Origin of the sequence: Garicola koreensis, from assembly GCF_014195445.1 — a bacterium.
In the GTDB taxonomy this organism is placed as follows: domain Bacteria; phylum Actinomycetota; class Actinomycetes; order Actinomycetales; family Micrococcaceae; genus Nesterenkonia; species Nesterenkonia koreensis.
On record NZ_JACIBT010000002.1, the window covers coordinates 148,474 to 170,703 of the forward strand.

Below are 22,230 nucleotides of genomic sequence, written 5' to 3' on the forward strand. Positions count from 1 at the left end.
CGCGTAGCGAGAGTTGGAAGCGGTAGTCTGCGTTGTTGATGTGTTATCTCGGCACATCGTGGACATTGGATCTCAGCACTTCGTGCACATCGGGTCTCATGGCTTCAACAACGCAGACTACTGCTTCCAACTAAGGCTATCCGTCACTGGGGTGGGGCTGGCGACTCGCGGAGGATCTTGAGTAGAGCAGGAAGATGGGGTCGGGGCCCCGATGATGTGCAGCGAGGAACACGTGATGCTCGCCGTGCAAGGACAGTCAGAAGGACTTCAGGCAACAGCCTGACGAACTAAGCAAGTGTCCGCGACTTGCGGACAAGGCCAAGCTCAGGGTGCCCACAATTGGCGGCTATGTTGATGACCTCTCCTAAATCAGCTCAACCGCTGGGCGTGGGCGGTGCCTCACCATATGAGAGATAGGTTATAGTACTCTCAGCGTGCCAGCCTTCGTAGCATGCAGGGAGAATTAAGCACGTGACCAAAAGCACTGTCCTGAACGTTAGACGCCGGTTCAGGTCCAAACTACAGGACCACTGTACGTCCCAAGAGCTCGACGTTTTCGAACAGTATGTCGGTGGTGCCCGCCAGGACAGACTAATGATGGAGTTCGCCCGTGCATGCCGTACGGAGCGCGAGCCCAAGTTAACCCACCCCTTCACCGGCGAACGAGTGGCGTGTTGGTTTTCCTGCTCCATGGATGACCGCTACAACCTCTTGGGGTTTTGGGATGGGAACGACCCGTTCTACGTGATCCAACGCGTGTCATTCGTCGATGCGCTCTATTTCCCTCGGCGGCGCCTTCTACTCGGCTTTCGGCACATCACCTACTTTATGCTTGAGAAGCTAGCTGAGCGCATCGAACACGAGGCGGCGTTCCCCTCCACGCGGCGCCAATTCAAAGGATTCGTCGTTTCTCACCACCGGCCATATCACTTTTTTTATGAGGTCGGCCCCGCGTTGTGGGAACACGTTCGCCAGGTGAGCGATAAAGAGGGTTCAGCGCCGGCAGAGATAGTTCAACTCCATGGCGGTGAGTATTTTCCGCTGGAGCGACTGGTGTCAAACCGTACCATCTACAGCACAAACTCTGCCTATCTCAATCACGTCACTGGTCTCCTGGGTACGTTCTACGTGAAGTTAGGATACTCCGGGTATCCTGAAAGTGATCTTGATGGAATCCTCGAGCGGTTCGACGAGCGAGTCAGGGGTTCGTTGAGCTCGCTGCCGAAGTCTAGGAGGGAGAAAAACACTACCTCCCTTGCATTTGACATTTCCACGGCCCGCGGTACCTGGGCCACGCTGGACGAGGATATACCCAAGGTCGTGAATGCCGTCGCAGAAGTTCGAGGGGGCCCAGTTCGCGTTTATCTTGATGGTTGGACCCTGTCTTTGACACCTAATGACCTCGATCTGCGGCACATGAACGGTGAACTGCAGCTTGCTCAGCAGATGGCCGCCGCCATGCAAGATACCGTTGACGTCACAGTGCTCGTCGGTGCCTCCCCCGTGATCAAGCTTGAGGCCTTTTCTGCACTAGACGCCTTCGTAACGCGATCTGGGACCGGGTCCATGCTGGTCTCTCGGGTGCTGAATAAGCCCGGCATAGTCCACGGCAGCGGCCTATCCGATTACGAAGAGATCCATAAACAAGGCGACGACGTTGAATTTATGTTTGGCGACAGCTCTCGCCATAAAGCGGAAAATGAAAGCTTGCGGAAAATTTCATATGACCTCGACTGGAAGGATGTTGCAGACCGGCTTATCCGACTGCTTCCAGCCTCCGCTCAGAGGTGATCACTGCGTGTTAGAGTCGGTTGGTCAGTCCGAACCACCAGAGGGGCTATCGCAATTTGCGGTCTGCTCCGCGATGAGGTCAAAGCAGAAACTCGATGATTTTTCTTGATTGCACTCTGCGGGACGGTGGGTATTACAACGCCTGGGACTTCCCTGAGGCGCTGGTACTCGACTACCTGGACGCCATGAAGCACAGCGGCGTGGACGCAGTGGAACTCGGCCTCAGGTCTTTGAAGACGACAGGCTTCGCGGGAGCCTCCGCTTACACTACTGATGACTACCTGCGTGGCTTGCCCTTGCCCACCGGACTAATGGTAGGTGTGATGGTTAATGCTGCCGAATTGGTCGGCGACACACCACGCGAAGAGGTACTGGAGAGGCTGTTCCCGGCGTCAGCGGAGGATTCCCCAGTAGACTTGGTGCGCATCGCCAGCCACGTGCACGAGTTTGAGCAGGCTTTACCCGCGGTGAACTGGCTCAAAACCAAGGGATACAAGGTTGGGTTCAACCTCATGCAGGTCGCCGACCGCAGCGAACGCGAAGTCAAGGAGCTGGCCCGCAAAGCCACTCAATGCCCCATGGACGCACTGTATTTTGCGGACAGTTTCGGAAGTATGTCCCCGGACCAGGCCGCTCAGATCATCCAATGGATGCGCAGCGAATGGGACGGCCCCCTAGGCATCCACACCCACGAGAACATGGGGCTCGCACTGTCCAACGTGCTACGCGCGATAGATGAAGGTGTGACGTGGGTGGATGCCACGGTGACAGGTATGGGTCGCGGGCCAGGCAACGCGAAGACCGAAGAAGTTGCAATCGAGATGGCCGCGCTGCGTGGCCAGCAGCCCAACTTGGTGCCTCTGATGTCGTTGATTCGTAAGCACTTCAAACCGATGCAAAAGCGTCACGGATGGGGCAAGAACCCCTATTACTACTTGGCGGGCAAGTACGGAATCCATCCCACGTATATCCAGACCATGCTCTCCGACTCACGCTACGACGAGGAAGACGTGCTCTCGGTCATCAACCACCTGCGCAGCGAAGGTGGTAAGAAGTACAACGCCACCACGCTTGAGAATGCCCGGCACTTTTACGGCAAGGCGCCCCGCGGGTCTTGGAGACCGACAGAACGGTTCAGCGGCAGGGAGGTTCTGGTGCTAGGTGCAGGGCCCGCTGTCCATGACCATCAACATGCCATTGAAAGTTTCATCCGACGGCGGCAACCCCTCGTGGTGGCGCTGAACACCCAATCCAGCGTGTCAGCTGACCTCATCGACCTGCGTGTCGCCTCTCACCCGGTACGTCTGTTGGCGGACAGCGCCAAACATGCAGAGCTGCCTCAGCCCCTGGTGGCGCCGGTATCCATGCTTCCTGACGAAGTACGGGAAACTTTGGACGGCCAAGAGGTCCTAGATTTCGGGCTCTCCGTCGACACGGCGGAGCACGTGAGCTTTGGCGAAACGCACTGCGTGATGCCCAGTGCGCTGGTCATCGGCTACGCACTGGCCCTGGCCACGTCGGGAAGCGCCGAGCGGATCTTATTAGCTGGGTTCGACGGCTACGGCGCCGGAGACCCCCGCGACCAAGAGATGCAAAGCCTTATCGAGGCCTACCAAGCTCACGCCGACTCTCTACCTTTAACCGCCATCACGCCCACCCACTACGGCGTCCACACCGAGTCTGTGTACGCTCTGTAACCGTCTGGAGTATGTCTGGTAAGTGAGGTTTTCTTGCGCAGTGTTGTTGTGATTCCGGCCCGGTACGCCTCCAGCAGGTATCCCGGTAAACCGCTGGTGCCATTACTGGGTAAACCTATGGTGTTATGGGTCGCAGAGCTCTCCGCGGAAGCGGTCGGGGCAGAGAACGTGTATGTCGCCACCGAAGACCAGCGCATCGCCGAGACCGTCGAGGACGCCGGGTGCAATGCCGTACTCACCAGTGATGACAACCTGACCGGCACTGATCGGCTGGCAGAGGCCGCGCAAAGCGTGGAGGCCGATATCTACATCAATGTACAAGGCGATGAGCCGCTGGTTTTCCCGCCGGATATTCTGAAAGTGCGTGATGAAAAAACCCGGCATCCTGAACAGGTCGTCAACGGCTTCAGCTGGATCTCGGAGAACGAAGACCCACACAGCGTAAACATACCCAAGGTCATATCCACCGAAGACAACACAATGATCTACATGTCCCGGGCGCTTCTGCCAGGGCACAAGGATGCCAAGAACGCACCTGCACGGTATAAGAAGCAAGTCTGTATTTATGCCTTCAGCCGAGAGGAACTGACTGCGTTTAGGGAATTCGGTCGCAAGAGCGAACTCGAACGCAGCGAGGACATCGAAATCTTACGATTCCTGGAACTCGGTAAGTCGATCCGGCTGGTGGAAACGCGACCTGGCAGCCTGGCGGTGGACGTACCCGAAGATGCCCCCAAAGCAGAAGCAGCGCTGAAGGCCGCTGGCAAAGCCTGAATATGCAACGAACCATGCAGGACTACGCGACGCTGGTCTTCGACTGCGACGGCGTCGTGCTCAATTCCAACCGGATCAAGACAGAAGCCTTCTATGAGACCGCACTTCCCTACGGGGAGGACGCCGCGCAGCGTCTGGTGGACTTCCACGTCAACAACGGCGGTATCTCACGGTATAAGAAGTTTGCGCTGTTTCTCGAGGACATGACAGACCGCCGAGAGGGGCCCAGCCTCAAGCAGCTGCTTCAAAACTATGCAGCACTGGTGCACGAAGGTCTCATGACCTGCGAGATCACCCCGGGTCTCGATGCGCTCCGCAACGCTACAGTGAATGCGCGCTGGCTGATCGTCTCCGGGGGAGACCAGGAGGAACTGAGGGAGGTCTTCGCCGCCCGGGGGATCGATAAGCACTTCGATGGCGGAATACTCGGCAGTCCCGATACCAAGGACGAAATCCTGGCCCGCGAGGCAAGCGCCGAAAATCTCCCCACGCCCGCGCTGTTCTTGGGGGACAGCACTTACGACCACAGAGCCGCGACCACAGCGGGTCTGGACTTCATCTTCGTCTCCGGATGGACCGAAATCTCTGGGTGGGAAGACTGGACCCGGGAGAAGGGCATCGTCAGCATCCACAGCATCCAAGACGCGATGCGGGGTGACAGTGAGCACTGACATGGCCGACTGGCAAGCGATCTTCCGCACGCGCCTGCTGCAACTCTACAGCAAGGATGCCGGGCTCGTCGGAGCCGAAGTTGAACGCACAGCCTTACGCAGCGAATCGGTGCACATGCGAGAGCTGCTTGCCTACGAGGCCAGCCACGGGACCCTGACATTCGACGAGCTTCACACCAAGATTCTGCAGGGCACGCTCTCCGTCTACTCTATCGACCCAACGGCGTTGGCACGGCTGGCAGAGGCGGTGGCACTCCAAGACGTCCGGACGGGCGACACGCTTTTTGCAACCCGAGCGCTTGAACTTGTGCTGGATAACGCGACTGGCAGTGGACGGCGATTCGGTAAGCTGTTGGCCGAGTTGTACTTTGAGCAGCGGCTCTTCACAGAGCTGGACGACCTGCTCGTCCAACGGCCCGATACAGGAAGCCACTTCTATTCCTACATTGCGGCAGACGCGCGCAACCCATTCATTCGGAATGATCTCGATGGCCGAGCCCACGCGACATGGCTGGACCGGTTCAATAGGCAGTTTGTGCTTAACGACCTCACTCCGATCAGGCTGCGCAGAGGCGATGATGTGCCGTTCAACCGCCTGACTACAGCGCCAACCATTGGTCCGCAGCCCCAGGGGCCACTTGTCACGGTGATCATGACCAGCTTCAAGCCCGAGAGAACGGACTTGATCCAGTCGGCCCGTTCCATCCTGGAACAGAGCTGGCGCAACCTGGAGCTGTTGGTCGTCGACGACGCGTCACCGGCTGAATACTCACCGGTGCTCGATGAGATTGAAGGCCTGGACGCACGCGCCCGGGTGATTCGACTTGATGTCAACGGCGGGACCTACGCCGCCCGAAATGTGGGCATCACGCACGCCGCCGGTGAGTTCATCACCGGCCAGGACGCCGATGACTGGTCCCACCCGCAGCGCATCCAGACGCAGGTGACCCACTTGATGCGCAACCCGCACCAGCCCGGAAACCAGGTTTACACAGTCAATATGACCGAAGATCTGGTGCGCATCCGCCGTGGATACAGCCCCTTCATCCCCTCTGCGCCAACGCTGATGGCCCGTACCACTATCATGCGAGAGCTTGGTGGGTACATCCCGGCGCGTAAAGCCAGCGACAACGAGTTGCGTGACCGGATATCGGCCTACTCCGGCAGTACGGTCTACCAGATCTCCGAGCCGCTAATCTTCATGCGCATCCTCCCGAACTCTCTCTCGCGCTCAGATTTTCGGCCTGGATGGCAGCATCCTGCGCGGCGCGCCTTCTGGAGCAGCTACCGGAGTTGGCACTCCACTGCCACGCCGAGCGACCTGCGCCGGGCGGCCCATACCCAGGACCCCATATATATCCCCCCGCGGTTCACTTCGCCGCCGGAGAAAACTGAAGAACTCGACGTCGTCTTCACCGCAGATTGGTGCGACTACGGGCACACCCAGGCGATGGCTTTAGAAGAGATCCGGGAACTGATTCGGGCCGGCTACCGCGTAGGTGTCCTGCATCTAGAGAGCCCGATTCACATATCGCAATATGCACGCACCTACGCTCAACCGATCCAGAGAATGATATCCAGCGGCGAGGTCTCCCATCTTATCTGGGACGAGACCTTCTACACCGTGAAGCTCATGCTCGTTCGGACACCCGAGCTGCTCCAATTCATGCCCCACGGGAGGGTAGGTTTTACTGTTGAGCAGCTCGCGGTGGTCGCCGATAAGCCAGCATGGGTGGCCCACGACTTTCTAGTTCATTACATCCCGGCGGATTGCTCCCGCCACGCCGAGGAGTTCTTCGGGCGCAGGCCAGTGTGGGTGCCCGACTCCACCGCCGTTCGCAGGCAGCTCGGTGACCTCGTCGACGCTGCCGAGCTTGCTGGCTGCGACTATGTCACCGCCTTCGACCCAAGCGCGTGGTCAACCAGACGTCGGGGGCCACGAAACACCAAGCCAGTCATGGGGCGGTGGGCCGGGGAAACCGCCGCCCTCTGGCCGGACGCTCGAGGAGCCATCGAGCAGATTTGGCCGACCGACGGGCGCGCCGACGTTCGCTTTTACGGAGACCAGGACATGCTGCTGCGAGTAATAGGGCAGAAGCGGCTCCCGTCGGCATGGCTGAGCTTCAAACAGAATGAGATCAGCCGCCGTACGTACTACCGGTCCCTGGACTTCTTTGTCCATTATCCGCAGCAGCGCGCGGCCGCCGTCGTCGAACATTCCGTCCTTGAAGCCCTAGCTGCTGGATGTATAGCTGTGCTGCCCACTTGGATGCGCCCTATCTATGGAGAAGCCGCACTCTATGCGGCCCCAGAAGAGGTCTGGAACACCATTGAGCAGTACACTCAGGATGCCGATAAGTATCTCAAACAATCGCGGCGCGGCGTGGAGTTCGCCAGCACCTGGCACTCTGACGGATATCGTGAACTCATGGACTCGCTCATGGCCACCGGCCGCCCGACCACACAGGAGAGAACACCACGGTGAAAGGCTTCTCCGGCCCGCAAATTGGGCTACTTTGCATACTGGGTTTGTCTCTTCTTGTCACCTTGATCGCGATCCTTCTAGAGGCATGGATGGTGGCCGGGGTGGGTGCAGTCGTCAGCTTTGGAGTCTTCAGCGTTCTGGTGGTGTTCACTCTGATCGCACTCAAGGAGTCCGTACAGCGAACTAGGGAACTGGTGCGTGCAACTAATCCACGAATTAGGGAGACCGCAGCCGGAGTTCGTCGCCTGGATAACCGGACGGCCGACCGTTTCAAGACACTCGACTTCACAGAGGCGCGGATCGAATCCGCAGAGCGGCGACTGTTAGCGACTTTAGAAACTCACCGATTCCAGCTTGAGGATGAAGTGGCGGAACTGAAGCAGAAACTGCAAGACCCCAACAGCTCGCAGAGCTGAATCTTGCCGACGCACACAGAACCGGATCATGCTGATGACATTCGACAAGCCCAATAACGAGTCCCCTTTCCTTAGCTTCAATGCAACCGCGTTGCGTCAGCGCGGCGCCAAACAGCGCAAAAGGTTTTCCAACAAAGCCCGGGTCCGTCGGCTACTCGAAGACAAACGCCTCGGCGGTGCACGCCTCGGTCTTCCCGCTCAGCACGCCCTCCTTTCATCGCCGGATCAGATCACCGCTGAGGTGCTGGGGGACCGGGTAGCTCTGAAGTTCGCGTACGGCTGGTCCGCGAAAGGCGTCATGCTTCTGGAGCGAACGGGCGGGGACCGGTACTTCGACCACATGGCGCTGCGGGAATGGACCCTGGATGCGATCCGCGAAAGACAACGGGCAGTAGCGGCACGCTTTAGACGGAAGAAGCCTGCTTGGATTGTTGAGGAGTTCCTTTGCGGGCTGCAACCCGGGGCCGCGCCCTTCGACTACAAGTTCTACATGTTCCAGGGCCAGATCGCCATGGTGGCCCAGATCGACAGAAACTCTTCACCTCCTCGAATGGTGAAGCTAGGCAGCGACCTGAAGCCACTGATCGAAGGACGGGACTACAAATTTAAGGCCAAGGACTTACAGTCGGCCGTGCCCGTAGTGCCGCGCTCCGCCGTGATGCTGTCGCGATGGGCTATTGAACTTTCGCAGATGACCGACTCGCCATTCGTGCGAGTAGACCTCTATGACACGGTCGATGGGCCGGCTTTCGGGGAATTCACCTTCTCCTCTGGGGCAGAAATCAGGCGAACAGTCACCTACAGCCAACAGCTTCTCGACACTTTCGACCGGTTGTTTCTCGATGCGCAGAAGACGCTGGACGGGGCTCCCGTGCAGCACCCCCACACTTGGAGCACCGCACTTCAATCCACCGACCCAGAGACTCTGGCTGCTCAGCCACAGATAGGTGCGGCGGAGTACGAGCGCTTCGCCTACTACCTCTACAACCGAGGAAGCCTAGGCGGCTACCGACTGGCGCAGGCCCAAAGGAACCTAGAGGACGACGGCGCTGACAACTCAATTAATCACTATGTGTCTGAGGCGCATAAAGCAGCGGCCCGGCGAGTAAAAGCACGCCCCAAACCTGCCCAGCCGTTGCTGGGTAAAGTCGCACGGAAGGTCTGCAGAAGGGTGTTTCCGCCATCGGAGTCCTCGCAGTAGTTAGCTTTGACCGGCGTTACCGTCGCTACAACGGTCACTCGCGGGACTGAGCCTCAGATATTCGCTGGATTATCGCAAGGTTCGGATACTGCGCCTTGCCAAAAGCCGGGTACCGGAATTCTGTTAAGTCAGCTCCGGGCTCTAAATGTGCCACGATCGCACGGTGCCCTTCACTTAACGACGGAAGTAACATGTCCACCGCAGATGCTCTCAAGCCAGGAAAGGCCCATGTCGCGTTGATTCCCAGAGCGGCCAGTTCAGGACTGATGCGTTCGGTCACGTCAACACTCCAGCCGACTCCGCGTTGTCCGATGCGGTCGTGACTCAGCACCAGCAGATCTCCGTCTCTCAACACAGTACCGGGATCAACGGAGAGGCTCTCCAGCAGGTTGTGGGCGTTTGTATTCGTCATCCGCTCTAGAAACGCGCATGAGTTGCGGCGGTGCAACTCCTTCTCAGCCAGCGCGTGCGCAGTTTGATCGCCGTCGCCCATGACATACAGCGGAATCCTGGCTACTGCGGCTACCACCTCCTCGCCGACGACGAATAACCGTAGCGGGACCCAGGGGAGGAAAGCTTCCACATCTACCTGTTGCCGGGGTGCGGCAAGTTCCGAGCATGCGGCACCGGCGCGCTCCCACGCCTCGGCCAACTGCTGGGCTGTGGTGAGGTTCGCAGCCGAACCGCCGCGCGCTCGTGTTGAGGACGGCTTGATGCTCACCGGTTGGCCCAGCCGGTCCATGAAGGCTGCGGCTGCTTTGCCCTGTGAAATGTGAAAGGTTCGAGCGGGCAGGTGCGGGACGTCCGAGAGTGCCAGATACTGTCTGGTCAATTCGCGGGAGGCGCTAGCGCGCAAAGCTTGGTGGCTGACCAGAGTGGTGACCTGTTCATCGATCCCGCCCAGCCGAACGCCCGACCGGGAGAGTGTGTAGGCCCGCGACTTCTTCCCGCCGATCCTCTGGATGTGGAGCCTGCGGCCCCTAGCAGTAGTCGCCAGCAATCTGGTGTGGCCCTTGACGGAGCCCCAGTCATTTATCTCGTGGCGCTTTGGCTCCAGTTCCTGCAAAATGAACGTCTCCAACGGAGTACGGTCAAGCGTCCCCTCCGGGCCAACGCCGCCGGCGGCTTTCTCAAACGACTGGGTCATGCCACTAACACTACTGGGACTGTGTCGTTCAGGCGGTCTCGAAGTGCTTGCGGGTTCACACGTCGCTTGATGTCCCGGTGGTGCCGAGGGCTGCGGTCATGCTCTCGCGGTGGGCTATTGAGCTGTCGCAGATGACCGATGCGCCGTTCGTGCGAGTCGACCTCTATGACACCGACGAGGGGCCTGCTTTCGGCGAGTTCACGTTCTCATCCGGGGCAGAGTACAAACGCACCATCACCTACAGCGAAGAAACCCTCGACTATTTCGACCGGCTGTTCGCAGACGCGCAGAAGACGCTCAGCGGCGAGGCGGTCGAGCGGCCGCACACCTGGAGCACGTTGCTGCAGGCAACCGACCCCGACATTCTGGCGTCACACCCACAGATCAGTCTGGCCGAGTACGAGCGCTACGCCTACTACCTCTACAATCAGGGCAGCCTCGGTGGGTTCCGGCTGGCCGAAGCGCAGCAGCGACTGGCGCAGAGCGGCGTTGACCCCGAGATCAACCGATACCTGGTGGACGCTCACACCGCGGCACGACGACGGGTGCTGGCGCAGAACCAGCCCGCCCAGCCCCGCTCTCACCCCCAGCTCACGCTGCCTCAGGCCGTGCGAAAGGTGTACCGGCGGCTCACTCGGTAGTGAAGCTGGACGGCAGCAACTCGCGTGTTCGCTGCTGCGGCACCCTGAGATGTGGCACCCAATGGCTGCTGCGGCGTCGTCGTGGGTTTGTGGTCACCGTTTGAAGTTCATGTGTTGCAGGCGGGTCTGCAGGGTCTGGCCGGTCTCCCAGGCGTTGGCACCTTCGGCCACCTCCGGCTTCGGAATCTGTGCCCGACTCTTGCGCCGCTGTGCGGTGGAGATACCGATGCGGCGGTCTCGTTCGGAGATGAGGTCCTGGTCTGCCTGGCCGTCGTCGGTGAATCCCATCATCAGCTGCGGGATCCCGTAGGGGAAGTCGTCGCGGTCGTACTGCCAGGTGTGGAAGGTCTTGCCGTAGGTGGTCACCAGGTCGTTGAAGTACGAGCGTTCGGCGATCTCCGGGACACCCGGGGCGACCAGGATGCCGGACTTCACCTCGTAGTGGTGACTGTGCCAGAGCTTCTTCTCGTCCTCAGGCAGGTCGCGGAACCGCTCTTCGGGGATGATGTACTCGATACCGATCAGCCGAGCATCGGCGGCGTTGCGGTCGAAGATCACGCATTGGTGCAGGTCATGGCGCAGGTGGATGCAGAAATGGCTCGCCTCCACCTGACGGTTCATCTCATCGGCATACATGTGGAAGCCGTTGAGGTAGGTGCTCATCGCCTCCAACGGGTACTTGGCCTGCATTACTCCGGATGCCAGATCCAGGGCCCGGTGCTTCAGCGGGTGACCACTGCTGATCTTGGCAGTCTGTGCGACTTTGCGGCCCAGGAACACGCTTGCCGCGGCACTCGCCCCAGCTGCGGCCCCAAGACCAATGGACTTCCATTGTGTGGCTTCCATGGGGTCAGGCTACGCAGTAGGGCCTGCGTTAGTGAATAGTTCGGCGTTTAGGGCCGGCAGGAAGCTGCGTCGTCGTTGGTTTTTCGTTGTTCGCAGGGTAAGAGTCGGTGCTGGAACAGCCATAATGGGGACCCTCCCGCCCGACAGCAGGAGGATCCCCATGTGTTTAGTTCTGACTACTGGACCGGAACGATTCCGTCGTAGTCCGTCTGGTATCCGGTCGTTGGCTGGTGGGGGATGTCCTCCCACCGTTCCGGATCCTTTTGCTGGATTTCGCCCGTGGCCATTCCGAGCAGAAGCTCCTCTAGGGCCCGCACATTCTGCTGGATCGACTTGCCCCGGGCTTTCTGGCCGAGGCTTCCGTCTGAGGTGTTTCCGCTCGTTTCGTAGAAGATGACCGGGTTGGAGTGACCATCGGAATTCAATCCTTGGTAATCCAGGCCCAACATCATCGCTGACACGACGCCGCCTTTGATGTCGATTTCCAAGCCGTTGCCCACCTGGTAGCGGTCCATGTTGATGGATCCGTACTTCGACAGTTGGTCGTAGACATGCACGAGCATCTGCCGGGTCAACACGTCGTAGGTGCCATCTTCAATTCCGGGCAGGGTGGGTCCGCCTGGGGCCAGGGAAATGCCGAGTGAAAAGGTCACGTCGTCGCCGGTATCCCATTGTTGTTTCAATCCCTGGTGGTGGATGTCCACACCGAAGGCCGGCTTCACCATGGTCCAGTATTCATAGAACGCCAAGGATTCTTTCGCCGCGAAACCTGTTTCGGTCCAGTCCCGGTTGAGGTCGACACGCTGTTCACTCCCGTTAAGGATGGTGTGGCGGATGTTCTCCTCGGAGCCGTCCGGGTTATACATCGGGATGATATGGAAGGTGTACTTTTCGCGCAGAAGGTCGTAATCCGGCGATCCGTTCGTGCCCAGGTCCTTGAGTAAGGTCAGGAGCGATTCCGTGCCATAGGGTTCATTGCCGTGAATCCGGCCCTGAAGCCAGACATCTTCCGGGCCCGTCCCCACCGTGGCTACGTAGAGGTCACGGTCCTGTTCAGAGGTGTTCACGGACATACCGGCCTCGGCAAGCGTGAAAACATCGACGTTGAAACGGGATGTCTGCTCTAGCTTCTCCAGCTCCTCTTGCATATCCGCATAAGTCAGGATGCTGGAAATGTTGGTCTGGCCATTTGTCGAGGGGAAATTGGCACCTTGACCATTCCCGTTGTTCGTCCCCTGCGCGTTGCCATTGTTGGTCTGGCTATTAGCCGAGGGGGACTCGGCCCCTTGCCCGGCCATTGCGGGCGCGATGCCGGCTGGTGCAGCGAGCATGAGTGAGGCGGCGGTCACTACTGCCGCGAGGCCGCGACGGCGACAGCCGACGCGTTTATTGGTGGACTGCATTGTTCTCCTAAAGGTGCTTTCGTGATACCGCCATCTATGCGAGTGGCGGGACCCACTACTGTCGGTGTTGGGGTCAACTCCGCAGCCTATATGTGATTTAGGCCACCTTCAATGGCCCGACCGACCGTTCAGTTTGTCTGATAAAGTGCGCGTTTACGGTGACTCGAGCCCAACCCGGATCAGCCGCAGTGAGAGCGCAGCTGCTGGCGGTTCTTCTTCCAGGAGTGCTCCTGACGTGGGCGAATCTGGATTTCTGTGAGTTGGGCGTCGTCGTCGGCCGTGATGGCGTTGACGATCGCGCGTGCCACGGTGGCAGGGTGGATCAGTTGCGACCGGTCGACGTCTCCCTGGAACTGTGGGGTATCGGTTGGTCCTGGGAACACGGAGGTTACTCGTACTCCGTGTTCCTGTTCTTCCTGCCGCAGGCCGTTGGCCAGTGCGCGCAGGGCATGTTTGGTGGCGGCGTATCCGGTGTTGCGCGGCAGGGGAGTGGCTCCCGCCCCGGAATTGACGAATACGACTGTGCCTCAGTGCTGCCGCAGGCTGGCGAGGGATTGGCGGACGAGTTCTGTCCCTGCAGTGACGTTCAGCGTAAGAGATGAGGTCCAGTTCTCAGGGGTTGCTTTCTCGACTCCTCCGGTGGGTACGATACCGGCGGCATGGAGCAGCGCGCCGACCCGCACGGGGATGAGGTCAGGGTAGGGGAAGGCGGTCAGATCGGCAGGCCGGGGCTCGACTCCGGCTGCCAGATCGTCCAGGTTCTCTTCGCTGCGGGCAACGGCGATGACTCATCATCCCAGCTCCGCCAGTTGGCGTGCGGTCTCGCGACCGATTCCGCTGCTTGCCCCGGTGACCAGAGCCGTCTTCCGTCCCCCGGTTTCCGTGATCACACTCATGCTGATCCGCTCACCTCACTGCGTGCTGCACATTCTGGTGGAGGCTCTATTTCTGGGACAAGCCCACCCCGCTGGCGCTCTGCTGTATAGGGCGTAAAGCGTACAAGTAGCTTCTCTTCAGGCGTGGTCCCTGGTGAGCACAGGTGGCTTTTGCCCCCAACTGTGTACGCTGGACCTCATAGCCTTCAGATCGGAGACAGCGTTGGTTGCCCCCTTAATAATTCCTCTCGGTGCGGCAATTGTTGCTGGAGTCGGGGCGGCTGGAAAAGGCGTTACCGATCTAGTGCAGGCCAACCGAACCGCGAAGTCGGCCGACCACGACCATGAAGAAGCCGTCGCCGCTGTAGAAGGATGCCAGGAACGAACGCACAAAATCGCGGAGGAATACGGCAGGGATCAGCTGCGGGCCCAAGCTGAGACGATCGGTCGGTTTGCCGCGTGGTTTGAAATGAACCAGCACCTTGTCGAGCGATTGGACCGGAAGATAGTTGCGGGGGTTGACGTCGCGTTGCCGTCGCTGCCGAAGCTGAAGTTCGATATTGAACAAGCCCGAATGGGACTATTCGGCGGATTTGGTGCGCTGGGGGCAGCGGCAAGTGCTCAGGGCGCCGCTCTCTGGGGAGTGACCACCTTTGCAACGGCGAGCACCGGTACCGCTATCAGCGGTCTTACCGGGGCGGCTGCGACTAACGCGACGCTTGCTTGGCTTGGTGGAGGATCGGTGGCGGCAGGTGGTGGTGGCGTCGTCGCGGGCGCGATCGTCATGAAGTTAATCATGTTTGCGCCTGTGGCGTTCATCGGAGGCCTCACTGTGGGGATCGTCGGGGCGAAACGGAAGACCAAGGCTAGAGAGCACGCAGCGAAAGTTGCGGTTGATATTGAAAACATGGAAACCGTGAAAGTCCTGTTGGACGGTGTCGACACGCGTATCAGGGGATTGCAGGCTATTCTCTCCAAGCTGGTTGCCCGCACGGAGTACGCGGTCCACGAACTCGAAGCGCTGGACTTTGATCCGGACGCCCACGGAGAGCAATTCGTACGGGCACTGCAACTGGTAACCGCGATCGGTGAGGTTATCGAGACGCCCGTCCTTGATACGGATACCGGTGAACTAACTGACATTTCGATCGAGATCGTGGAGAAGTACTCATGAGCGAAATTCCGGATACAGGGTCGTCAAACAGACAGGACAATCCTCGCAGCAACGCAGCGCAGGACGTCGATTTGGGTCGCGTTGTTTTCCAGATGGTCGATGTTGCAGACCAGTGGGTAAAGGCGATCCAGGAAGAGTCGACACGGCGTGAAGAGATTCGCGCCTGGGAAGCAACCGAGCGGGAACGTATCAGCGGACAGCGAGACATACTGCTCCGCGGGCTAGAGCTGACCCACGATGAACGCCGCGAGAACTTCCGGCGTCTGTTCGACAACCTAGACGTCGCAATGAGTCGAGACGATTCCCAGGCGGCTGCGAGTTTGCTCGACTCAATCACGGATTTAGCGAAGGCGAGCCCGTTTAGGGACCTGGGGAACGTTGAGCTGATGGTCAACGAGCTCAAGCAATCTGACCGTACCTGGAAACTGTAGTGCCGGGTGGGGATCAGAGCCCCATGAGGTAAATGACTCGGGTCCTCACGCACAGTATTGAGATGAGACTCATCCCCGCATGCCCAGGGCGAAGGGCAGCACGGCCTGGGCCCCGGCTCGGCGCAGTTCACCGGCTGTGACGGTGAGCGTCCAGCGTGAGACCACCTCGTCGTCGACCAGCAGCACGGCCGCACCATTGATCCGGGCACGCATCTCTTCCGGTACGGCGAAGCAGCCCAGCAGTCCGGACAGCCGGAAAGCACTGTTGGCCTCAACCGACCCGCTAGGACCACCGGATGCCCAGCTCAGTTCACCCGCGTAGGGGAGCCGACCGATGTGGGCCAACCCCTGCGCCAGGCTGCTGACCAGCTGCGGCCGACGGGCCGAGGGGACAGAGACGACCACCTCAGGTCTGCGCTGCCAGTCCCACTCGGAGAGTACCCGCACAACTGCACCCAGCAGGCCTTCTGGCACCGGAGCATCCTGGTCCTGCAGCGCCGCGCGCACCGCAGGACCCCAGCCGAGGTCACTGAGCCGCGCCAGCGCGCGACCGGGTTCGGCCACTTCGTCGGTGGGCAGCCGGCCCTTCAGTGAGATTCCCAAGGCATCCAGCCCGGTGGGCCACTGTTTGCGCGGGGCGATCTCCACACCCACCCGGTCCAGACTGGCCCGGGCCTGCGCCACCGCACTGGTACCGATGCTCTGCGGATACCACGGGCCAGCACAGGTGTCGCAGCGTCCGCAGGGTGCCGCCTGGTCGTCGTCGAGCGCGGTGGCCAGATACACCATCCGGCACGCACCGGGGGCCAGCCGCTCATAGTCGAGCATCGCCTGCTGCTCCTCACGGCGCAGCTGCAGGATCCTCTCGTAGCGTGCGGCGTCGTAGTGCCAGGGCTGACCGGTGGCCAGCCACCCTCCACTGACCCGCTTGACGGCGCCATCGACCTCTAGGACCTTCAGCAGCAGCTCCAGGGCCGAGCGGCGCACGTCGACGGCGGCCTCCAGCTTGGCCGCCGACAGCGGCTGCGCGGTGCTCAGCTGTCCCAACACGTCGTCGGCGCGCTGCTGGTTCGGCATGGAGGCTTGGGCGAAGTGCTCCCAGATCCGCACGTCCTCTTTGCCCGGAAGCAGCAGCACATCAGCGTTCTGCACCGCCCGGCCGGCGCGGCCGATCTGTTGATAGTAGGACACCGGCGACGAGGGTGCCCCCAGATGCACGACGAACCCCAGGTCAGGTTTGTCGAAGCCCATACCCAGGGCGCTGGTGGCCACCAGCGCCCTGACCCGGTTCTCCTTCAGCGCCTGCTCCAGCTGCTGACGCTCATCCGGGTCGGTCTTGCCGGTGTAGGCGGCGACCTCATAGCCATGAGCACCCAGATGCTGGGCGACATCTTCGGCCTGGGCGACGGTGAGTGTGTAGATGATGCCGCTGCCGGAGAGTTCGCCCAGGTGTTCGGTGAGCCAGGCGATGCGCTGCTCGGAGTCTTGAAGTCTGAGCACCCCCAGCCGCAGCGAGTCACGGCTGAGGCCTCCGCGCAGAATTCTGACCCCGCGCTCGCCGTCAGCGGGTTCGGCAGTGCTGTCACCGGGTTCAGTGTCGCCGTCGTGCGCTGCTGGTGCTGCTCCCGGTGCTGCTTCTGGTGCCAGCTGAGCGGCGACGTCGTCGACCACCCGGGAGTTCGCCGTCGCGGTGGTGGCCAGTACGGGCACATCATTGGCGAGGCTGGCCACGATCTCGCGGATGCGGCGGTAGTCGGGACGGAAGTCATGGCCCCAGTCGGAGATGCAGTGGGCCTCATCGATCACCAGCATCCCCATCCGGTGCAGCAGTCCGGGCAGCACCTCATCGCGGAAGCGGGGATTGGCCAGCCGCTCCGGCGAGATCAGCAGCACATCCAGCTTATCGGCCTCAAGCGCGGCCAGCACTGATTCCCACTCATGGGCATTGGCCGAGTTCACCGCCTGCGCGCGGACACCGGCGCGTGCGGCGGCTGCCATCTGGTCACGCATCAGGGCGATCAGCGGCGACACGATCAGGCTGAGGCCGCGGCCGCGCCGGCGCAGCAGATGGGCGGCCAAGAAGTAGACCGCGGATTTGCCCCAACCGGTCTTCTGCACCACCAGCACCCGGCCCCGCTGCTGGACCAGCGCGGAGATGGCCTCGAACTGCCCAGCCCGGAAATCATCCTCGCGCCCGGTCAGCAGGGTCAGCCGCTCACGCGCCTCGGCGTAGAAGCCGGGGTCGGAGTCCGACTCGGACGTGGTGTACAGCGCCTGGGTGTCCATAGGGCCACCCTGTCACGTAGGCCTGGTGGTGCAACCAGTGATGAATGGTCGCCCTCAGGGCCTGCGGCAGGCGCGGACACTCGCTTCCGATGTTTTCGGGCCCGTCTTCGACGTCCCGAGTCAACGTTCAGCGACATGACAGTCATGTCTATGCGTGTTGACAACACCGTCATCGGAGCCCCCGATGCCCATGCCCGAAACTGTTCAGTGATCCTTGACGGAGAATCTGTGCGCCTGGCACCGCTCTATGACGTCTCAACCGAACCGGCCCACACCAAGGGGGCAGACGTGACCTCGACCGGGTCTCTGAGCTGGCCGAATGACAGCAAGGGTGCCGCATCCTAGTCAACAATAATTGTGCCAGCTATGCTGGTCCTGTAACAGTTTCTGTTGGAGGGGGGTAGGTTATGGACACCACCGCCCTGCCTGATCTCCTGCGGTACCAAGATATGGAATCACAGGGACTGACTCGGCACCGGCTCGACCACCTGGTTAAAGCGGGGGAATACGAGCGTGTTGCCCCAGGGATGTTTCTCCGAGCTGGCCCCATTGACGACGTCACGGCCGCCTGGATGGCGATCGCTGCCAGAAAGCCGGATGCGACACTTTGTCTTCTTTCTGCGCTAGCTCTCCACGACCTGACCGACGAGATTCCGCGTAGCAGCCACATGGCGATCCCCCGCGGAACTCACCCAATGAAGATCCACCACGTGCCGATCACCTGGCATCGTTTCGTCCCAGACTCGTTCACCATCGGCCGGGGCAAACATGCTTTGCCGGGGGGGGGGCTTGTCCATTGGCCTATATTCACCCGAGCGGACGATCATCGACCTGTTCCGATTTCGGAACGAGTGGGGGAGTGATCTTGCGATCGGCGCGCTGAAACGCTGGTTGCGCGCGCCCGCTAGCAGTCCTGCGACGCTACTGACAATGGCCGACGATTTTCCAGGAACGAAGGGCGCCTTGAGGGGCGCTTTGGAGATCCTGTTATGAGCCCTGCGCCCAAATACGGAACTCCGGCTGGTGACGCGGCTCTGGCGATTCAGCGACTTGCCAGGCGGACAGGCGGTGACGTCCAAGAGTTGCAGACGCTCTACGTCCTGGAAGCCCTCCTGGCTCGCTTGGCCATTTCCGATTACCGCGATGACTTCGTTTTGAAGGGCGGAGTGCTACTCGCAGCTTTCGCGGTTCGCCGTCCCACCAAGGACATCGATCTGCAAGCGTCCGGTCTTGCAAACGACGCAGACGAGGTAGCAGATCGGGTGCGGAAGGTCGCGGCGCTGGAGTTCGCCGATGTTTTGAAGTCTGTGGCGAGTTTTTCCGACCCTGTGCTCACTGGCACCGCAAGCGGGCATTGGGAGGCTCCCTCGGCGACGTGGCGTGACCACTAACGTTTTCCAATTTCAGCCATCTTCCCCTCAGTCAGGGCAGGCCGCTGTAGGTCGCATATAAACCGTCTAGGTGCACCGCCGCGAGAGCGCCTCCCACCGGAATACGAGATCCGGTCAGCACAGGCGGCTTAGGGTCGGTCGTCGTCGTGAGGGCTCTGCCGGACTGCGCGTGCGGTTTCGACCAGATGGTTTCCGTCTGCTGTGTTGAGAGCTTCGAGCATGCGGGCTGCCCCGGGTGCCAGGCGGGATCGGCTGGTGGTGGCGCCGTAGATTTCAGCGAGGTTGGCAGCGGCGGCACCCAAGGCTGCTGCGGCGTCGTCGTCGGTTTTGCGCAGGATCAGCATGGGCAGATGCAGCTTCAGCAGCCGGTTCCAGTAGTCGGCGCGCATCCGGCCGGCCACCTGGGCCGTCTTACCGCCTTCGCCGCGCGCCAGGGCGAGGACGCCGAAGCAGTCGTGGAGGAAGCGCAGCTGCTCAGTGGGGGAGCGGGCTGCCCGCGAGATGTGGCCCGGTCCGCCGTCGTGGTCTGCGGCTAGGGTGATGAAGTAGCAGTCGACGCTGTTGACGAAGGACACCCGCCCAGCGTGCAGAAACGCGCTGAGCATGAAGGGGTGGTCGTTGGCGTAGTTCAGCTGCGGATTGAACCGGTAGCCCAGCCGGCGCAGAAACGTGGTGCGGAACAGCTTCTGGATGTGCAGAGAGTTCAGCCAGCCGGGGTGATAGTCGTGGACTTCGGGCAGCTCCTCAGCACCCAGCACGTTGGGCGCGGAGCGGTCCACGCCGACATAGCGACCCACCACGACGTCGCAGCGGTGCCTGCGGGCCGAGGCGGTCATAGCGCTCAGTGCTTTGGGCCCGAGGTAGTCGTCGGCGTCGACGAAGAAGAGGTACCTGCCCGTGGCGGTCTCCAGGATGCGGTTGCGCCCGGTGGAGGCGTTGCCGGTGTTGGACTGCCGCATGACTTTGAACCGCGCCCACGGGGCGGCCGCGCGGAACCGGCGAGCCTGGGCCAGGGTGTCATCGGTGGAGCCGTCGTCGACGATCAGCACCTCGATCCGTGAGGCGCCCAGCGACTGCTCGGCCACTGACTGCAGGCACCGGCCGATCGTGGCTGCGCTGTTGTAGCTGGTGACACCAACGGTGACCAGGGGGCGCTTGAACGTTTTCCTCACGCAGACCAGCCTATCGGCCGGGCGGATCTATGGTGCCGCCACCGCATGGAACTGAGGCTAGGGCTGGCGAGTCAGTGGCGCGAATCGTTGACACTGCACCGGACCCGGGATATGTTCCGGATTACGTGACGTGTATCACTTTCACAGTGTGGGGGTGCGCGACTTTCCGAGGGGGTTGGAATGACTGACATTTTCGACTACATCATCGTCGGTGCGGGTGCCGCCGGTGCCACATTGGCAGACGAACTCAGCAAACGCACGAATGCCTCCGTCCTGATTCTGGAAAGCGGCGGTCCGGACCGTGATCCACTCATTCACATCCCGAAGGGGTTCTTCTTTCTGTACGGAGGGAAGAAGCATTCGTTCTACTACAGCACCAAGCCAGTGCGGCAGTCCGGCCAGCCTGATTCCTGGCAGCGTGGGCGGGTGGATGGTGGATCCACCTCCCTGAACGGCATGCAATATGACCGCGCGGGCCAGCACTACTGGGACTCCGTGGCTCAGACCGCAGACTCCCGGTGGGCCTGGGATCAGGTGCTGGATAATTACCGGGCCTTGGAAAATCACGACCTGGGCGCCTCCGAAGTACGTGGGGTTGCCGGGCCGCTGTCTATTATGACCACCCGAGATCCCGAACCCATCAACGACGCGGTCGTCGAAGCTGCCGAGGCCTACGGTCTGCCATGGACCGACGACCTCAATGAGCACGACGGCGAACGAATCTCCTATATCCCCAACACGATCAAGAACGGACGTCGCCACAGCACCTCAGCGGCGTTCCTGGCTTCCGCACGGAAGCGAAGCAACGTCACCCACGTGCATCACGCGCACGCATTCCGTGTGCACTTTGACGGCACTCGGGCCACCGGGATCGAAGCCGTGGTCAGGGGTCAGCGGCGGCTGTTCTATGCCAACCGAGAGATCATCCTCTCCGGCGGGCCACTGGAGACCCCCATGCTGCTGGAGCGCTCCGGGGTGGGCCAACCAGAGGTGCTGAACAGGATCGGCGTCAAAACGGTGGCCGAAAGCCCACATGTCGGTGAGCATGCCGTCGAGCAGCGCATGTTCGCCTACCAGTGGAAGATCAAGGAGACATTGGGGCCGGGCTATAGTCAGCAGCTGTCCACCAAGCTGCAGCAGCTGCGGGCAGGTCTGATGTGGCTGGTAAACCGCGGCGGACTCATGGGCACCGGAGGCTATGACTTGGCGGCGTTCGCCAAATCCCAACAGGAGCTCGACGTGCCGGATCTGTTTCTGATGTTCAACCCCCTGCTGCTGGACCTCTCCGCCGCCGGACTGGCGGTCGCCAAAGACCCCGGCATCAGTGGGGCGGGGTACCTGGTGACACCCACAACCGAGAGTTCCATCCACGCCACCGGTCAAGACCCCTTTGCCCCACCTGAGATCGACGCCCGGTACTTGGAAGACGACGCCGAACAGGTCGCTCAGCACCGCGGTATGCAGATCGCCCGCGACATCATGTCCCAGCATCCGTTGGCCGACTTGGTGGTGGAGGAGCAGGCGCCTGGGCCCGCGGTGCGCAGCAAAGAAGACGTCATCGCCCACTCGTGGTTGAGTGGGCACGCTCTGCACGGCTGCGGTACGACACGGATGGGATCCGACGACGATGCCGTCGTCGACCCGAGTCTGCGCGTGCGTGGTGTGGAGGGCCTGCGCGTCGCCGACGCCTCGGTGCTGCCGCGTCAGCCGGGAAACAGTATGGCGCCGTCCATTCTGGTCGGCGCCCGGGCAGCCCGCTTCATCGCGGAGGAGGCGTAATACCGCGGAGTCGCCATGAGCTGCGGAACACCGATAGCCGCACGCCTGAC

General features: G+C 61.1%; 20 protein-coding genes and 1 pseudogene. 14 read left to right on the top strand and 7 right to left on the bottom strand.

Annotation, left to right across the window (positions count from 1 at the left end; translation table 11 throughout):
- Nucleotides 1–594: 594 nt before the first annotated feature.
- The 7 genes from FHX47_RS06055 (at nucleotide 595) to FHX47_RS06085 (ending at nucleotide 9,035) form a co-directional block, all read left to right on the top strand.
- The gene (locus tag FHX47_RS06055) at nucleotides 595–1,791 is read left to right on the top strand and encodes a hypothetical protein (protein WP_183358017.1); all 1,197 of its coding nucleotides are present in this window, start codon (nucleotides 595–597) and stop codon (nucleotides 1,789–1,791) included.
- Between the two features lie 95 nt (nucleotides 1,792–1,886).
- On the top strand, nucleotides 1,887–3,488 hold the full coding sequence (locus tag FHX47_RS06060) for an aldolase catalytic domain-containing protein (protein ID WP_183358018.1): 1,602 nt from the start codon (nucleotides 1,887–1,889) through the stop codon (nucleotides 3,486–3,488).
- Nucleotides 3,489–3,521: 33 nt separating this feature from the next.
- Nucleotides 3,522–4,262, top strand: coding sequence for a 3-deoxy-manno-octulosonate cytidylyltransferase (locus tag FHX47_RS06065; protein WP_183358019.1), 741 nt, complete (start codon nucleotides 3,522–3,524; stop codon nucleotides 4,260–4,262).
- Nucleotides 4,263–4,264: 2 nt separating this feature from the next.
- Complete coding sequence (locus FHX47_RS06070; protein WP_183358020.1) at nucleotides 4,265–4,933, top strand: HAD family hydrolase; 669 nt, start codon at nucleotides 4,265–4,267, stop codon at nucleotides 4,931–4,933.
- Between the two features lies 1 nt (nucleotide 4,934).
- Complete coding sequence (locus FHX47_RS06075) at nucleotides 4,935–7,418, top strand: glycosyltransferase family 2 protein (protein WP_183358021.1); 2,484 nt, start codon at nucleotides 4,935–4,937, stop codon at nucleotides 7,416–7,418.
- Nucleotides 7,415–7,834, top strand: coding sequence for a hypothetical protein (locus FHX47_RS06080; RefSeq protein ID WP_183358022.1), 420 nt, complete (start codon nucleotides 7,415–7,417; stop codon nucleotides 7,832–7,834). The genes FHX47_RS06075 and FHX47_RS06080 overlap by 4 nt, the downstream gene beginning before the upstream one ends.
- A 28-nt stretch (nucleotides 7,835–7,862) precedes the next feature.
- A complete protein-coding gene (locus FHX47_RS06085) occupies nucleotides 7,863–9,035 on the top strand; it encodes an ATP-grasp fold amidoligase family protein (RefSeq protein WP_183358023.1) in 1,173 nt (390 codons plus the stop codon).
- Nucleotides 9,036–9,069: 34 nt separating this feature from the next.
- On the opposite strand, the gene FHX47_RS06090 is transcribed toward FHX47_RS06085, so the two are convergent.
- Complete coding sequence (locus FHX47_RS06090; RefSeq protein ID WP_183358024.1) at nucleotides 9,070–10,182, bottom strand: hypothetical protein; 1,113 nt, start codon at nucleotides 10,180–10,182, stop codon at nucleotides 9,070–9,072.
- Between the two features lie 98 nt (nucleotides 10,183–10,280).
- On the opposite strand from FHX47_RS06090, the gene FHX47_RS06095 reads away from it, so the two are divergent.
- A complete protein-coding gene (locus FHX47_RS06095; RefSeq protein WP_281376208.1) occupies nucleotides 10,281–10,823 on the top strand; it encodes an ATP-grasp fold amidoligase family protein in 543 nt (180 codons plus the stop codon).
- Between the two features lie 93 nt (nucleotides 10,824–10,916).
- Here the strand turns inward: FHX47_RS06095 and FHX47_RS06100 are convergent, their stop codons facing one another.
- The 4 genes and pseudogenes from FHX47_RS06100 to FHX47_RS06115 form a co-directional block, all read right to left on the bottom strand.
- The gene (locus FHX47_RS06100) at nucleotides 10,917–11,669 is read right to left on the bottom strand and encodes an OBAP family protein (RefSeq protein ID WP_183358026.1); all 753 of its coding nucleotides are present in this window, start codon (nucleotides 11,667–11,669) and stop codon (nucleotides 10,917–10,919) included.
- Between the two features lie 176 nt (nucleotides 11,670–11,845).
- A complete protein-coding gene (locus FHX47_RS06105) occupies nucleotides 11,846–13,072 on the bottom strand; it encodes a M14 family zinc carboxypeptidase (protein ID WP_246328059.1) in 1,227 nt (408 codons plus the stop codon).
- 179 nt (nucleotides 13,073–13,251) lie between these two features.
- Nucleotides 13,252–13,587, bottom strand: a pseudogene (locus FHX47_RS06110) (SDR family NAD(P)-dependent oxidoreductase); the annotation flags it as partial.
- 276 nt (nucleotides 13,588–13,863) lie between these two features.
- Nucleotides 13,864–13,968, bottom strand: a complete 105-nt coding sequence (locus FHX47_RS06115; RefSeq protein ID WP_183358027.1) for an SDR family NAD(P)-dependent oxidoreductase — start codon at nucleotides 13,966–13,968, stop codon at nucleotides 13,864–13,866.
- Nucleotides 13,969–14,251: 283 nt separating this feature from the next.
- Between FHX47_RS06115 and FHX47_RS06120 the strand changes: the two genes are divergently transcribed.
- Entirely contained in the window at nucleotides 14,252–15,121 is an 870-nt protein-coding gene (locus FHX47_RS06120; protein WP_183358028.1) for a hypothetical protein, read from the top strand.
- Nucleotides 15,118–15,552: a hypothetical protein gene (locus FHX47_RS06125; protein ID WP_183358029.1), complete on the top strand. Its 435-nt coding sequence runs from the start codon at nucleotides 15,118–15,120 to the stop codon at nucleotides 15,550–15,552. Before FHX47_RS06120 ends, FHX47_RS06125 begins: the two co-directional genes overlap by 4 nt.
- Nucleotides 15,553–15,621: 69 nt before the next feature.
- Here FHX47_RS06125 and FHX47_RS06130 read toward each other — a convergent pair whose 3' ends face one another.
- On the bottom strand, nucleotides 15,622–17,838 hold the full coding sequence (locus FHX47_RS06130) for a RecQ family ATP-dependent DNA helicase (RefSeq protein WP_183358030.1): 2,217 nt from the start codon (nucleotides 17,836–17,838) through the stop codon (nucleotides 15,622–15,624).
- Between the two features lie 150 nt (nucleotides 17,839–17,988).
- Here FHX47_RS06130 and FHX47_RS06135 point away from each other — a divergent pair, with 150 nt between their 5' ends.
- The 3 genes from FHX47_RS06135 (at nucleotide 17,989) to FHX47_RS06145 (ending at nucleotide 19,229) form a co-directional block, all read left to right on the top strand.
- Nucleotides 17,989–18,183 (top strand): HipA domain-containing protein, encoded by a 195-nt coding sequence (locus tag FHX47_RS06135; RefSeq protein WP_246328060.1) that lies wholly within the window; start codon nucleotides 17,989–17,991, stop codon nucleotides 18,181–18,183.
- A gap of 62 nt (nucleotides 18,184–18,245) precedes the next feature.
- Nucleotides 18,246–18,701 (top strand): type IV toxin-antitoxin system AbiEi family antitoxin domain-containing protein, encoded by a 456-nt coding sequence (locus FHX47_RS06140; protein WP_221206126.1) that lies wholly within the window; start codon nucleotides 18,246–18,248, stop codon nucleotides 18,699–18,701.
- Nucleotides 18,702–18,827: 126 nt separating this feature from the next.
- Nucleotides 18,828–19,229 (top strand): nucleotidyl transferase AbiEii/AbiGii toxin family protein, encoded by a 402-nt coding sequence (locus tag FHX47_RS06145; protein ID WP_183358032.1) that lies wholly within the window; start codon nucleotides 18,828–18,830, stop codon nucleotides 19,227–19,229.
- Nucleotides 19,230–19,357: 128 nt separating this feature from the next.
- On the opposite strand, the gene FHX47_RS06150 is transcribed toward FHX47_RS06145, so the two are convergent.
- On the bottom strand, nucleotides 19,358–20,401 hold the full coding sequence (locus FHX47_RS06150) for a glycosyltransferase (RefSeq protein WP_183358033.1): 1,044 nt from the start codon (nucleotides 20,399–20,401) through the stop codon (nucleotides 19,358–19,360).
- A gap of 180 nt (nucleotides 20,402–20,581) precedes the next feature.
- On the opposite strand from FHX47_RS06150, the gene FHX47_RS06155 reads away from it, so the two are divergent.
- Nucleotides 20,582–22,180: a GMC family oxidoreductase gene (locus tag FHX47_RS06155; protein ID WP_183358034.1), complete on the top strand. Its 1,599-nt coding sequence runs from the start codon at nucleotides 20,582–20,584 to the stop codon at nucleotides 22,178–22,180.
- Nucleotides 22,181–22,230 lie beyond the last annotated feature (50 nt).